Here is a 15,109-nt window from a genome sequence, read left to right as displayed (position 1 = left end):
CCCTCGGCCACCACATAGACCGTCTCCGCCGAGTCCAGGTACACGTCGGCCTCGATGGGCGCCGAGCCGGTGCCGGCGTCCCAGGAGGAGCCATCGTCTGGCAGCTCGCACCCCATGTCCCGGAGGTCGCGGCCGCAGGCCGTCCGCAGCGAGAGCGCGGTGATGTGGTTGTCTCCACGGACGTTCAGATGGCCTCCCTCAGGCACCCGGATGCCAACCACCCGGTCGACGGCACCGGGAGTCCCACAGCGGAGCTGCTCGTCATCCGCCGCGGTGGTGAAATCGAGCTGAACGCGGGTCGCGCCATTCGCTGAGAGCTCATTGAAATCGATGGGCGCCGCGCAGCTCTCGCCGTTGCCAGACTCCGAATTCCCGCTCGCGCTTCCACAGCCGGGATCCGCCGGCCAGGTTCCGTGGCCGTCCCCGTCCGGATCACCCGTGCTGCCCGGAGCGCACTCGGGCGCCGGAGTTGGATCATCCTCGCTGTCGTCATCGGCCGAAGCGCAGCCCGGGTCATGCGGGTAGTCCACCAGGCCGTCGACGGCCGCGCCCGTCTCGTTGTCCACGCCGTCGTCACACTGAGGCACGTGGCAGCGGTGCTCCGGTATTCCGTCGGGCAGTGACGCGCCCGTCGGCAGGCAGCGCCCGCGCGCACAGGTGAAGCTGGACACGCCGGGCACGCACCGCGCGTCCTTCCCCAGCTCCGCGGAGCCGATGGACACGCCCCGGAAGTCGGGCAGCGCCCCCAGGAAGACGCGGGCATTCTTCGACACGTTGGTGACGGTGTACGAGTAGGTCTCGGGGGTGGTGCCCTGCCAGTTGAGCGAGCACTTCGGCGCCCCCACCGCGTTGCAGGTCCCCGCCTCCATCTCCTGGACGACCACGAACGGCAGTTTGTAGGGCTCGTGCCAGGGGCCCGTGGTGGAGGCATAGAAGGTGGCCCGCTCCACGGGCCCATCGAACGGAAGCTCGAACCATGCGCCCTCTGTGAGCGTCAGGCCACAAGCCTCGAACGCCGGACTCAGGGATTGCATCATGGGCTTGAAGTGCTGACCGGCGAAGATGGGCACCGCGGTCTCACACGTCCTCCCGGCTTCCTCGGGGAACACCTGGAGGCGGAGCTCCGTTCCACCGTCCAGCCCCGGGTAGTCCGTTGCGCTCGCGACGAAGCGGAGCGTCCCGGGCGCGGTGGCCGTATGGGGTTGCGTGAACTCGACGAACTTCGTCTCGGTCCCATTCTCGGACCACGAGGCCAGGGTGACGACGCCACCGTCGGACTGCTCCACGGCCAGCTCCGCCGCCGACAGGCGTAGTTCGTCGTAAGCGCTGGCATGCACATTCACGGTCGAGCCCACCAGGGCGTAGCTCGCCGACGCGGACAGCTCAAGCTCGGGTGGCTCGTTGGGGCTGGCCATGACGATTTGATCGGAGGCCGTCACAGCATCCTGATCGTCGCGCGCCGTGACCACCAGGCGCAGCGACTCGCCCTCCATCAGGATGACGTCTTCCACGCGGCTGGTGCACTCCTCGCGGCTGGGGAAGCACGACATCGCGGAGCCAGGGAACGAGCCCCGTGGGCTGATGACGTTCACCTGCAGATCGGCCACCAGATGCACACCATCGGTCGCCGTCACGCGGATGTTCACCGGGTAGCCCGCGGGAATCCCCTCCAGGACCGAACCTCGGTTCTCGACCTCCGCATAAATGGCGGGGCCAGGGTTCGCGTGCACGAACTGACAGAAGGACCGTTCGCTCTTGTGGCCCGCCCGGTCGGTCGCGACGACGAGCAGGCACACGAAGTTCCGGCCTCCCATCGATGAAAGCCGGGGAACCGTGTACGAGCCAGTCAGAGGGGAGCCCCCGGACTTGAGGAACTGGCGGGTGCCTCCCTCGACCTGACCCTCCTCGATCCACCGGCCACCCACGACGGAGAAGACCTCCAGCTTGTCGAGGTCGTTCTCCACGTCTGACGCGCGGAAGTCGTACGCGTAGGTGCCGCCCTCCTGGGCGTCGTTCGGGAGACTCGAGTACTCGTAGATCTCTGGCGCATAGCCATCCGGCTCCACGACATAGTCCCGGGTCCTCTCGGTCGGCGCATTGCCGGCGAAGTCCTCGACCACGGCCTTGAGGCGCACGGTCTTCCCCAACAGGTCCGGAGAGAGCCGGAGGGTGACGGGGAGCCAGTACTGATTCCCGTTCGCCACCAGGTTGGACGCGGACGCCACGAGCGTCCCATCCACGTACAGGCGCAGCGTCGAAGGGCCATCGTCCCTCGCGTAGAGGTTGAACGTGTTGACGAAGGGCAGGATGCGCAGAGGCTGCGTCGGCAGCTCGCTCAGCGTGGTGGGCGCCCCCAGGTCCACGCTCAGATACAGGGCGTGGGTGATGGTCGCCTGCCTCCCCATGCTGTCGACGGCGGTGACACTGAGCACGCCGTCAGGCAGCGGTGAGCCGAAGGCTGGCAGGCGCAGCGTCCCCGCGAACTGCTGCGAGTGCGGCAACGAAGGCCACAGTGAACCGAGGACCGTTCCATCCAGGTGGGCCGTCACCGTGTACGGAGGCAGTCCGCCCGTCACGCTCACGCTCAGGTTCAGCGGCTGCCCTGGCTTGTAAGGCACGTCTGGGGGAAGGCCGTTGAAGCTCACGACCGGAGCCCCGGTCGAGGTCGACCCGAGCACCCGGAGGCTGAGCGCCGGCGACAGCGACTCGACGCCGCCCGCGCCCCGCGCACGCACCTGAAGCATGAACCGGGTCGCGGGGGTGGCCGATGCCGGCACCTGCCAGTACGCCCGAGGCTCCTCGGTGTCCAGTCGCAGCCAGGGCTGTCCGTTCACGAGCAGCTCCGCGTCGTCGACGCGCAGGCCCGACACGAGCGCCTCGAGCGTGATGAGTTGACCCGGATTGACGTCGAGCACCGGCGTCGCGGGCACCAGCCGCGCGGAGGGCGCGACCCGTTCGTCCGGCGCGGGGAAGATCTTCACGCCGCCCGCACCGGCCGCCACGACCACGAGTCCGCCCACGAGGCGCGCGTCCCTGGCGTCGTCCACCGCCAGCCACGCCACCCGTGCCGGAGTCGTCTCGCTCGTCAGGTCCCAGGCCTCCACTCCGGCTCCGGTGACGACCAGGGCCAGCCGTCCGGCCAGCCGGATGCGGAGCACCGGGGCGTCCGTCCTGCCCACGCCACGGAGCACGGGCACGGCACCGCTCAGGTCATGGACCTGGAAGCCCGTCACGTCTCCCGTCACGGCGAGGTCCCCATCCAGGGCGACCGCGTCCACGGCCGCGCCCGGCACCATCGTGCGCAGCGCCAGGCCTCCCGTCGGGTCCAGCTCGACCAGCGCGAAGCCCACCGAACCCAGCGCCACCACCGCGCGGCGCTCGTCACCCGACACGTCCACCGGCGCCGCCGGCAGCTCCAGCTGCCGTGCATCCTGCGCCTGCGGAAGCGTCATCGAGGACAGCCGGCTCGCGCCGATGGCCCACAGCCGCCGCTGGGCCGCATGGAACCGCCCCACGGGGCCCAGGTCGTCCAGGCGTGTGCGCCGATCGACATCGCTCGTGGGCTGGAGGAAGGAGCCATCACCCTGCTCGACCCAGACCGCGAGCCGGTCCTGGCCGAGCACGAAGACGTCGTGCCCCACCTGCTCCACCTGGCGCGCGGACGCGCCCTCGTGGAACGTCTGCGCCACCACGGGCGCCGCGGGGTCCACCAGGTCCAGCAGGCGCACGCCATTGCCCGAGGCCACCAGCGCGCCGCGCCGGGAGGCCACCAGCGCCGTGGCGTTGGTGTCGAAGGAGCCCAGGGCCTCAGGCGACAGGGCCACCTGGGGCACGTGCAGCGCCCGCAGGTCGAGCCCCGACGCGGTGGTCGCCACCAACAGGCCCCCGGACACCGTGAGCGACGTGGCCACCAGCGGCTCCACGGCGACCACCCGGAGAGCCCGGGGCTCACGCACGTCCACGATGCGCAGCAGCCCGTCCTCGCAGGACAGGTAGGCCATTCCGCCCGCCACGGCCAGGGCCCGGACGCCGGTGCCCAGGCCCAGCTTCTGCCGGGGCAGCCACATGTCCAGCGGCAACAACTCCAGCGCCTCGCTGGTCCCCACCATCAAGACGTCGCCGGTGAGGCGCGCCGCGCGTGGAGTCCCCTGCACCGCCCAGGTGTTCCCCATCACCTCCCCGTTCAGGGGCAGGACGCGGACCGAGCCGGTGCGGCCGGTGACGAGTGCATCCGGGTTCAGCGCCAGGAGCACTCCGTCGTCCAGGAAGCTGCTCCCAATTCCGGGACGCCGCGGGTCCGACAGGTCGACGCCCTTGACGGAGTTCTGCTCGGACATGACGACGACGCCAGCGCTCGCCACCGCCAGGGCCGGCGACGACACCGCCGCGTTGCCCTGGAAGCGGGGCTGCTCCGGCGTGGTGATGTCCATGACATCCACGCCCGCCGCTCCGCGTGAGACGACGAGGAGGTTGTCGGAGAAGGCGACGCCCGTGGGCTCGCTGGCATAGGGCAGCGTGGCCAGCGGCGTGACGGACGGAACGGGCCGGTGCGACAGTCGTCCGAGCACCACGCCCGTGGGGGTCGTGACGGCGACGAGGTCTCCACGCAGCGTCAGCTTCCCGGCGCGCGCGAACGCCCCACCGGAGACGCTTCCCGCATCAGGCAGCACGGGCGCCACCACCCGGAGCGTGCGGATCTGGGTTGCCTCGATGCCGTTGCGGTCCTTCGCCTTCGCCACCACCTGGAAGGAGGTGTCCACCCGCGTGTTCCCGGGCACCTTGAAGGACAGGGTCGTCCCACCCGAGGCCACCAGGTCGCCTGCCAGGAACGCCTGAAGCGACAGCGACTCCACGCCGACCTCGTCACTGGCCGACAGACGCGCCAGCACGGTGGTTCCGGCGACGACCGTCTCCCCAGCGGGCTCGACGACGAACTGCGACGCGCCGATGACTGGCGGCACGTCGTCCTCCACCACCTGCACGCACAGTGGCGCGCCGCTGCTCGAGACACGCCCGTCCTTCGTGATGGCAACCGCTGTCAGCTTGACGGCCCCGGGGCACGGGCCCTCGTTCAGCTCGTTCGGCCGCGGCATGCGCAGCACCACGACAAAGGGCGCGCTGCTGGCGAGCTGCTGCTCCTTGCCATCGACGGAGAAGCGCACCTGCGCCACATCCGACTCGCCCGCGAGGAAGACCGCCTTCACCGACAGGGAGGTGCCCTCCGGCACCAGGGTCCCCTCGTTCTCGAACCGGGCCAGGGAGAAGGTGGGGCCGGCCTGCGCCCCGAGAATCAGGATGGGCTGCTCCCAGACCGCTCCCTGCATGCTCCGGTCGTAGGCGATGGCCCTCAGGACGTAGTCCCCTGCCGGGCGGCGCTCGGCCCCCAGCAGCGGCACAGCCAGGTCCACGGCGAACGTCGGCGCGATACCCTCGGCGCTCGCGACGACGGCTCCGCCAGCCCCCGGCGTCGCCAGCTCGACGACCACCCGGTCCACGCGGGCCGGCTCGGCCGGGACGGGCACCACCGACAGGTGGGTGTCCTCGTAGCCCGAGGCGGGCGCCCGGAGGGCCACCAGCGCGGGCCCGCCATCCGGCGTCCCCAGCGCCACCGTGGCCGAGGCACTCACCCGGTTGCCAGCGTGGTCGCGCACGTGCAGCGTCAGGGCCGCCGACCCGCCATCGCGCGGCATGTCCACCGCGCCCGGCAGCCGGCTGTCGAGCACCTCGACGCTCCGCCCGTCCAGCCGCAGCTCCGCGGTGTAGGCGTTGAGCGCAAGGCCCTCGTCGTCCTGCATCGTCGGCGACAGCAGGAGCCGCGTGCCGGCCACGCCGCCATCCGGCGCCCCGAGCGTCACCATGGGCTGGGCCGGGCCACGCGCCAGCGCCAGGCGGGAGATCGCCCGCGCATCCGCCGCGAAGAGGTCCCCTCCCGCGATGGCCACATGGCCCACGACCGCTGGGAAATCACCCGAGCCCAGGGGGTAACCCGCATCCGGAACCGGCGTCGAGGCCGCGTCGAAGATGCGTGCACCCCGAGCTGTTCCCACCACCAGCCATGGCCCGAAGGCCGTGGCCGACACCGCGGACGAGTCCAGCGGCAGCGTGCCCAGGGAGCCCGCCGCGCTGAAGCACTGCACCGAGGTGCCCACCGCGCAAGGCATCTGCCCGACGAGCGCCACCGCCGTGGCCCCCGTCGCGTCCGAGTGTGTCCGCACGACCCGCGGCGCATGAAGCGCCGTCATGTCCAGCAGGCCCACATGGCCACCCTCGCGCAGCGCCACCGCGTCCGTTCCGTTCGCCGCGAGCGCGACGACACGGTCCAGTGGCACGAGCGAGAGGAGCTCGCCGCGCGCGTTCCGGGCCTCCACACCCTCGTTCGTGCCGACGAGCAGGCCGCCACGCACCGAGGCGACCGCCGAGGGCGGCCCACGCAGCTCCACCGTCGCCGACATGGACAAGTCCGGCAGCGACAGCAACTCGATGGCGCCCGTCCCCAGGCGGCTCACGGCCACCGCGAGACGGTCCTCCACGAAGGCCAGTCCCACCGCGCGGCCCACGAGCGTCCGCGAGCCGATGACGTCCAGCGTGGCGCGCGCGCGCAGCTCCACGAGGCTCTGGCCGGCCCCGTCGTCGCGCAGCACCGCCCACGTGTCGCCGCGCACCACCACTGCCTTCACGTCGGCGCCCGACACCGGGCGCACCGTGGCGCCCTCTCGGGCGAACACCGCCAGGCGGCCTTCGCGCGTCCGCACGAGGTTGCCCGTACCGAACTCATCCGCCTGCACCGAGGCGACGACAGCGTCGTGCTCGCGGGCCACGGGCAGCTCGAAGGCAGCACCCCCCACGGAGGGCACGGAGGCATCAGCCGCCTGGACGAAGGCCGACAGCGCCACGCCTCCGTCGGTCCCCTCGCCATTCACCTGCAGCGTGGAGCCACCGAGCCACACCGGCCCCGACGGGCGCGTGGCCACGGTGAAGGACGGCGTCGAGCCGAGGGTCTCCTGGATGACGACGTCCTGGAGCGCGGGCTCGCTCTCCTGGCCGTTGACGTCGACCGCCACCGCGCGCAGCTCGGCGCGGCGTGCAGCCCCGTGGGTCATCGGCACCGGGAACACGTGCGTCCAGGGCGGCCGCGTGAGCGTGACCTCCTGGCCGTCGAACGACAGGCGCACGGAGGCGATGCCCGCGGGCGAGGTCGCATCCACCTGCGTGTTCAGGTTGGAGGATTCGGAGACCGCCTGCCCCGCCGCCGGTGAGCGGATGGCCACGATGGGCCGCCCGGACGCGAGAGGCGGCGTCACGGTGACCACGGTGTCCTTCGTCGCCTCGTTGCCACGGACATCCTTCGCGGTCACCCGCAGGCGAACCAGCGTCCGCTCCGTCACGGAAGGCGCCACCCAGCGAATCCCCGCGGGGGGACGCTGGAAGGACGCCAGCGGCACGGCGCTCTCGACACCCATCGCCTGGGTGACGGAGACGGAGGTGACGGGGTTGTTGTCCGTGACGGTCAGCCGCAGCTCCAGCGCCGTACCAGAAGCCACCTCGCTACCGTCGGTCGGCGCCACCCACGCCAGGGTGGGCGGAGTGACATCCGGATTCACCGTCACCTGGATGACCTGGGGCTCGGAGTAGCGGCCATTGGCATCCACGGAGCGCCCGACGATGTCGCGAACCTCGGGCCCGCTGGCCACCGACTCCATGCGGAGCGTGGCCACCGACACCACGGGCTGCGACTGTGACGACGTGAAGGTGTCACGCTTGAAGCGCAGACCGTTCAGGCTCAGCTCGATGGCGCTCACCCAGCTGTTGTCCCGGGCTTCCGCCGACAGGCTGATGGACTCGCCCTCCTCCTTCGTGAGGACCCGCTCCACGGGCGTCTTGAAGACGAGCGTCGGCGGCGGGTCATCCGTCAGCGTGAGGGTCACCGTCTTCGTCCCCTCGTTGCCCGCCGCGTCCACCAGGGTGGCGACGAGCTGGGGCTGCGTGTGCGCCGCCTCCAACGGCCAGCGATAGCGGAAGTTGCCGCCACTCGCCGTGAGGGCCTGGCCTCCGATGGTGAGACGCGGGTTCACCGGCTGCACACCACTGTTGTCGCTGCCCGTCACGGAGAAGACGTGCTCCACCCCCACCGGCAGCGGCAGGGTGCCGAGCGGCTGGGAGCTGCCCACCAGGGAAATGAACACGTCCGGCGGGACGTCATCCTTCACCACGAAGGTCTCTGAAGCCGGGGCGGACTCGTTCCCCTCCACGTCCGCGACCTTGTCCACGCGGACCGTGTACCGGGCCATGCCCGTCAGCGGCTCCGCGTTCTGCGGCAGCACGTACGACACCGTCCTCGCGACGCGGTCCACCACCACGGAGCCTCCGAGCACCGGCGCCCCACTGGAGTCATACAAGCCGATGGTCCTGCGAGGACCGCCGTCTGCGTACAGGGGCTCGTCGAACGTGGCGGTGAAGACCTTCTGCAGGCGCTCCACCTGGACCCTGTTGCTCACGTTCCAGCGGAGCACCTTCGGCGCGCGCCGGTCTCCCCGCGTGACGGCCCCGGGGACGGAGAGCGCCTCACCCTGCTGCTTGATGAGCAGCGTCACCGGCCCGGCCGGCCCCGCGGGGACGAGCACGTCCACACTCGTCGGCGTCAGGTTCGAGGTCTGGGCCAGAACCCCGTCGAGGAACACCTGCAGGCCGCGCGTGAAGCCGCTGCCCATGACGGTCACCTTCTCGCCCCCCACGTCCGCGCGGTCGGGCGAGACTCCCGTGAACCGGAGCTGCGACAGGTAGACGAACCCGCCCGGCACGTCGAACGGCGTGCCGACCTCGGGCTGGACGCGGACACGGACCGGGCCCGCGGAGGCCATCTTGGGCGCCAGGACCTGGAGCGCCGTGGACGTCGCGGTATGAGCCGGATCATCACTCGCCTGCAGGCCGCCGAAGAACACCTTCGCGTCCGCGGGCAGGCCGGTGCCAAGAATGGCGACGGGGTAGCCCCCCTCCATCGGGCCAAAGCCCGGAACGATGGCGCTGACGCTGAAGGCCGGAGCCTCGGCGCCTGCCTTCAGCCAGAAGGACCACGGGCGGAGGACGGTTCCACCCTGGACCCCGGTGGAAGCGAAGGTCACCCGGGCCGTGTACGGACGGCCCACCGTGAGCGGCGAGGCCGGCGTGTACTGCACGGTGCCCGCGACGGGCGAGGCCGGAGCTGGCGGGACGACCACGCCCTGGTCGTCCATCAGACCGAACGAGGTCTGCGCCGCCACGGACAGCGACAGCTCGCTGGCCAGCGACAGGAACACCGACTGCCCCGGCGAGAGCGAGCCTCCCGGCGACGGCATGGCTCGGGCCACCGTCGGGTAGGACAGTGTGTCGAAGAGGTACGTCTTCGGCGTGCCGCCAATCATCGCCATCCCGTTGCCCAGCAACGCCTTCGGAGTCGAGGTGTTCGGGTAGGTGATGAAGGTGCGTTCGACGAGTCCCGAGCTGCCCGTGATGTCCACCCACGCGGCGCGATTCAGGCCGGCGGCAAGCACCCAGGGCCCGGAGAGGGCCACCGACAGCGGCGCGTGCGCGGCGTCGGCCGGCGTCCATGTGCCCAGGAGCTGCGGGGCTCCCGGCTGGAAGGCCTCGTAGACCGAGACCGATGTGCCAACGGCCACGGCCACCCGGCTCCCATCCACCGCCAGGGCGCGAGCCCCGGCCGGCAGTCCGGTGATGACGCTGAGCGTCCGGAGCGCACCATCCTCGGTGCCACGCAGCTCCAGCCGCGACACCCCACCCTCCTCGATCAACACGGCGAGCGTGCCGCCCTCCACCATGCCCAGCCCGCGGATGTTGCCCGGCGCCACGGAGAGCTGCGCCACGACCTCGAGCTCCCCGGCCGTGCCGCCAGCTCCGCGCAGCTCGCTCAACAGCACCAGGTCACCGCCGCCGCCCAGCGCGATGGTGGTGGCATCCGCGTTCGCAGCAGCGGCCGTCATCAGCGTTCCCGGCGCCAGGAGCACGCGGTCCCGCTCCTGCGGGATGCACGGGGCGCCTGGACCGCTTCCACAGGTCCCCAGGTCATAGCGGGCCACCACGCCGGTGCCCACGAGCACCGCGCGGCTGCCCGCCACGGCGAGGGCGCTCGGCCCCACCACGCCGGCCACCTGCGCCGACGTCAACGTGCTGCCCGGCACGGACAGGTCCAGCGCCAGCAGCTTGTCACCCTTCGCCGTGAGCAGCGCATACCCCACCGTGGCCGCCACATGGCCATCGGCGGCGAGTTCGTCACGCAACGGCAGAGTGAAGGTGAAGGCCCTGGGCAGGGTATGCGAAACGGGCCTCACTGCCCCCGGCGTCTCCAGGGTGATGGCCACCGGCCCGACGATGCCATCCGGCACCGTCACCTCGAGCGCGCCGGAGGAGTTCACGACCACGCTGCGCGCCGGCACACGCTCGATCGCGCCTTCCGTAGCGAAGAGGACGCGAGAGCCCCCGAAGAGCCCCTCGCCGGAGAGGGTGATGACCGCCCGGCTGTTCACCGGAGCGGAGGCCGGCTCCACCTTCGTGATACGTGGCGGCAACAGGTACCGGTACGCCCCCAGTCGCATGGCGGACAGGCCGTCCGGGTTGGTGACCTGCACCGCGGCCGCGCCCGGAACACCCCGGGGCGCCTGCGTCGTCACCAGCGTGCCGGCATCGTTCTCCAGGCGGCAGCCCAGGGCCGCCGCTCCGCCGATGGACACCGCGCAGCCCTGCATGAAGCCCTCGCCGCGCAGCGCCACCACCTCGCCACCGTCCGGGAGGCCGTAGGCGGGAAGCACCTCACCCAGCACCGGGGCCGCCGGCGTGTCCAGCGAGGCCGTCTGGAACCGGACCTCCGTGTCCGTCCCCAGGCCGCCATCGCGCAGGTCCGTCAGGCCCGCGCCAATCCGCAGGACGTAGTCCGTGGACACGCTCAGCTCCGGGTCCACCGCCACGATGCGCGGGCCCCCGTCTGCGCTGGTGGCCAGCCACTCCACTGGCACGGTGCTGCCTCCGTCCGCGACCTCCAGTCGCACCTCGTGCAACGTCGTCGAGCGCGGCAGCTCGCTGAGGAGCACCTCGGGCGCGGTGTGGATGGACACCCGCTCTCCCTCGCCCGGCCGGGTGCCCAGCACCTCGATGTGCGGCAGCGGCGCCGTGGCGAGCATTCCCGCCAGTGGCGAGCTCGCTTCGTGCGGGTGATGCACGGGCAACTCCACGGCCCGCCCGCCCGCGTCGAGCACCAGTGTGCCCACCAGCAGGTGGCTGCCACGGAACGCCAGGGTGGTTGCATCGCCCGTGACGCTCACCCGCTCCAGCCACGCGGGACTGCCTGCCGCTGGCACCCGGAAGCGCTGCACCTTGCCGCCGCCCGCCGCGACCCAGGCGATGCCCGCGGCCACGTGCGTCTGCTCCGCGGAGACATGGCCGCCCCCGAGCGGGTCCTGCAGCGGCAGCACCCCGTTGACCTGGGGGTTCGCCGGATCGCTCAAGTCGATGAGGGCCACTTCCTTGCGCTTGCCCAGCGAGACGAACGCACGGTGCCCTTCGGTGGTGATGTGGCGCGCACGGCCGGCGAGCGGGAGCTGCCCCACCACCGCCAGGTCACCGCGGCGCGCATCCAGCACGTAGAGCACCGCGCTGCCCGCGCCACCGCCCGCCGCGAGGAGGTAGCCGCCATGGAGCGCGAGCGCCGAGACACCGCCTTCGATGACGCGCTGGCCCGTCAGTCGCGGCCGCACGTCCTCGGTGGTCCGCCATGCCCTCACACCGCCGCTGTCAGCAGTGAAGAGGAGCTCGCCTCCCGCGACGACGTCCACGGTGGGGCCCTGGCCGGACAGCGAGGACTCCAACGAGGGTGCCGCCGGACGGGTGATGTCGACGACCTTCAGGCCACCGGTCCCCGCCGCCACGTAGAGCCGGTCTCCCATGCGCGCCAGCCGCCAGGCGCCTCCCTGCGTGCTGTCCGGGAACGTCAACCGGGTGATCTCCCGGATGGCGGTGGGCTCGGCGGGGTCCGCCACCAGCAGCCCACCGGGCGACCAGGAGCGCAGGCCACCTCCCGACACCGGCTCACCGCCCGGGCCGGTGACCTCCACCTCGCCGCCCATGGCCGCGAACACCACACCGCGCTCGAGGAGCAGGTGCCGCAGCGGCGGAGTCCCGAGCCGCGCCACCGCGCCCGTCCCGTAGAGGAAGGACTGGAGCTTGGGGAACGAGTGGTCGTCCGAGTCCGACACCCTCAGCCGCGCCACCACGTCCACCAGGCCGGGCTCGTGGGTCGGCGCGTTCGCCACGGCGGTCTGGGACGACAGCACGCGCACGTCCATGGACTCCGTCCCGCCGAACACCACCTGCAGGCCGGGCCGGAAGCCCGTCCCCGTCAGCACGACGTCCACCCCGCCGCGCTGCTCCGCGCGGTCCGGGGTGAGCATCTCGATGGAGAGCGGGGCCCGGTAGGTGAATCCACCCAGCCGCAGCGCCGACAGCCCGCTCGGGTCCACCACCCGCACGGACACCGGGCCGGCGGTCGCGCCGGGGGGCACGTCGATGAGGAGCGTCGAGCTGTCACTGCCCGCCTTGGGGCGCACCTCCTGCGTGCCCACGAGGACCGTCGTCCCCGTGCCGTCGACACGCGGACGGAAGTTGCTGCCCGTGATGACCACCGGCGTGCTCTCCGAGACCAGGCCGCTGGTCGGCGAGATGCTCGAGAGGATGGGCTGCACCGCCCCCTCCCCCGCCACGGTGAAGGTCAGCTCCACCGCCGTGGCCAGCGTGACGAAGGAGCCGCCCACCGTCCGCAGGCTCCCCTTGGGAATGGTGACGTGCACCGTCTCGCCGCCGTTGAACGGCGGCACGGGCAGCTCCTGCGTCATCGAGTCCGGCGTGAAGAGGAGCGACGACCCGCGCACGCGAGGGATGACCGTCCAGGTGCCCGGAACGGTGCGCTCGCTCCCGCCCGCGCCCACCGCCTTGATCTGCACGGCCCCCACCACGGACGCCGGCGCGACGGCGAGGTTGAAGTCCAGGCTCACCTGCACATCCACCGGCGCGAGCGCGCCGTTCACCGGCGAGGAGCCCACGCTCAGCAGCTCCGCCGGCGGCACCTCCACCACCGTCTGCGTGGCGTCACCCGTGGCGACCCACAGGCTGCCACCCGCCCAGGTGAGGCCCCGGCCGTCGTCCGCCAGCTGCGCGGACTGGAGCGCGACGGGCGCCTGCTCGTGCTGGGGGCTCACGTCGAACACGTACACGCGCCGCCCCACGGTGACGTAGGCGCGGCCGGCGCGCACCGCCACGCGGCTGCGCATCAGCATGGAGGTCTGGGTGATGGCCGCATCCACCGTCACCCAGCCCTTGGGCGTGCCCGCGCGGTCGTAGATGCGCAGCCGCAGTCCGTCTCCTGAGCCGCCGTTGATGGCCGACGTCAGCACGTAGAAACGGTCCGGCCCCAGGTCCAGCGCCAGGCCGTCCTCGGGATAGAGCAGGCGGGCCTCGCTCGTCAGGACATTCAGCGTGGGCGACGTCAGGTCGAGCACCTGGATCTGCCCGCTGCCGGCGCTCGGCTCGGTGACGCTGACGTAGGCACGCGTGCCCTCGATGCGCACGCCCGTGGCCGTTCCCGAAGTGGCCACCCGCCCCACGACGAAGGGACGCGCCGCGTCCGAGACGTCCACCGCGGTGATGCCCGGCCCTTCGGCCAGCAGCGCCAACGGGTCGCTGACATCCAGGCCCAGCACCGGAGCCGCCGTCTTCAGGCTCCCCTTGCGGATGGGCCGCTCTTCCAGCAGCACGTCGAAGATCTGCAACCCGGGGGCATGGGCCGACACACCCACGTACAGGGTGTTGCCATCCAGCTTGAGCTCCGAGGCCTCGAGCGGCGGGAAGCCCGGCAGCGACAGGTACGAGCCGAACGGCAGGTCATACGAGAAGGAGCCCACCACGATGGACTCTGGCGGGTCCTCGGGGTCTTCCGCGTCGCGCTCCAGCGCCACGGGGACCAGGCCCGCCGTGCCCTCGGGCAGGGTGAACTTCACCTGCCGCAGGTCGACGACGTCCACCTCACCCGCGAGGCGCGTGCCCACGCGCACCCGCATCCCCGGGGACAGCGCGGCGCGGTCCAGCGTCAGGGTCACCCGCGTGTTGCCACCCACGGGCCCGTGGTCCGGAGACAGCGTCGCGCGGGCGCCCACCAGCTCGTCCATGTAGAACAGGGCCGAGGAGAGCGCCGAGCTGGGACCGCCCGGGTCTCGCGCCACCACGTCCACGGGCCCCGGCAGATCCGACGGCGGCGCGTTCAGTGTCAGCGCCGAGCCATCCGAAGCCGCGTCGCAGTCATTGGCCGCGACGAGGCAGTCCACCTCCACTCCGCCGATGCGCACCCGCGCGTTCGGCGCGAAGCCGCTGCCCACCAGGGTGATTCTCCCGCCCTGGAGCGGCACGGACCGAGGCGTCACCGAGACCAGTTGGGGGTGCTTGCTGCTGGCCGCCCCCGTCTTGAATCGACCTTCGAACGGGATGAGCAGGCGGCCCCCTCGGTCGTCCGTGATGCCGGAGATCCGCAGCGTGTAGGGCTTGTCCGCCTCCAGCGTGCCGCCCACCGTCACCCGCAGGCCGTACCGCAGCTCGCCGTGGTTGGAGATCTGAGTCCACGACAGCGGCATGCGCGCGTTGCCCTGCATGACCGGCTGATGGCTGCCGTCGAGCAGCTCGAGCGTGATGGGCGCTCCGCCGGAGCCCGCCGACGTCCGGACACTGGCGGGGTTGATGGGCCGACTGACGAGCACCGTGAAGACCGGGGACTCCGGCGGCACCACGGAGTCGCGCTCCGGCGTCATGCCGGTGACGAACGTGAAGGGCACCCGCAGCTCGGTGACGCGGTCCTTGCCCGCGACGAGCAGCCGGTCTCCCACCGCCGCCGAGTCCATGGCCGCCTCGGTGTTGCCACCGCTCACCAGGCGGGGCTCACGCGGGTCGGCCACGTCCACCAGCACCACGCCGCCCTCGTTGGCGGACACGAAGAGCATGTCTCCCACCAGCCGCAGTCGCTGAGGCTGGCCGGGCACGTTCGACAGCGTCTCGTCGAAGAGGATCCGCTTGTCCTCGAGTT

General features: G+C 71.8%; 1 protein-coding gene (only partly in view). It reads right to left on the bottom strand.

This entire window lies inside a single protein-coding gene on the bottom strand: locus VZQ01_RS36095, encoding an IPT/TIG domain-containing protein (protein ID WP_426745920.1). The 32,079-nt coding sequence extends 1,306 nt beyond the window's left edge and 15,664 nt beyond its right edge, so the window shows coding positions 15,665–30,773 (codon 5,222, partial, through codon 10,258, partial); reading right to left, the first codon wholly in view occupies positions 15,105–15,107. Both codon boundaries (start and stop) fall beyond the window edges.

The organism is Myxococcus faecalis (assembly GCF_050039385.1).
GTDB classification, from domain to species: Bacteria; Myxococcota; Myxococcia; order Myxococcales; family Myxococcaceae; genus Myxococcus; species Myxococcus fulvus.
This window is presented reverse-complemented; position numbering and strand designations above follow the sequence as displayed.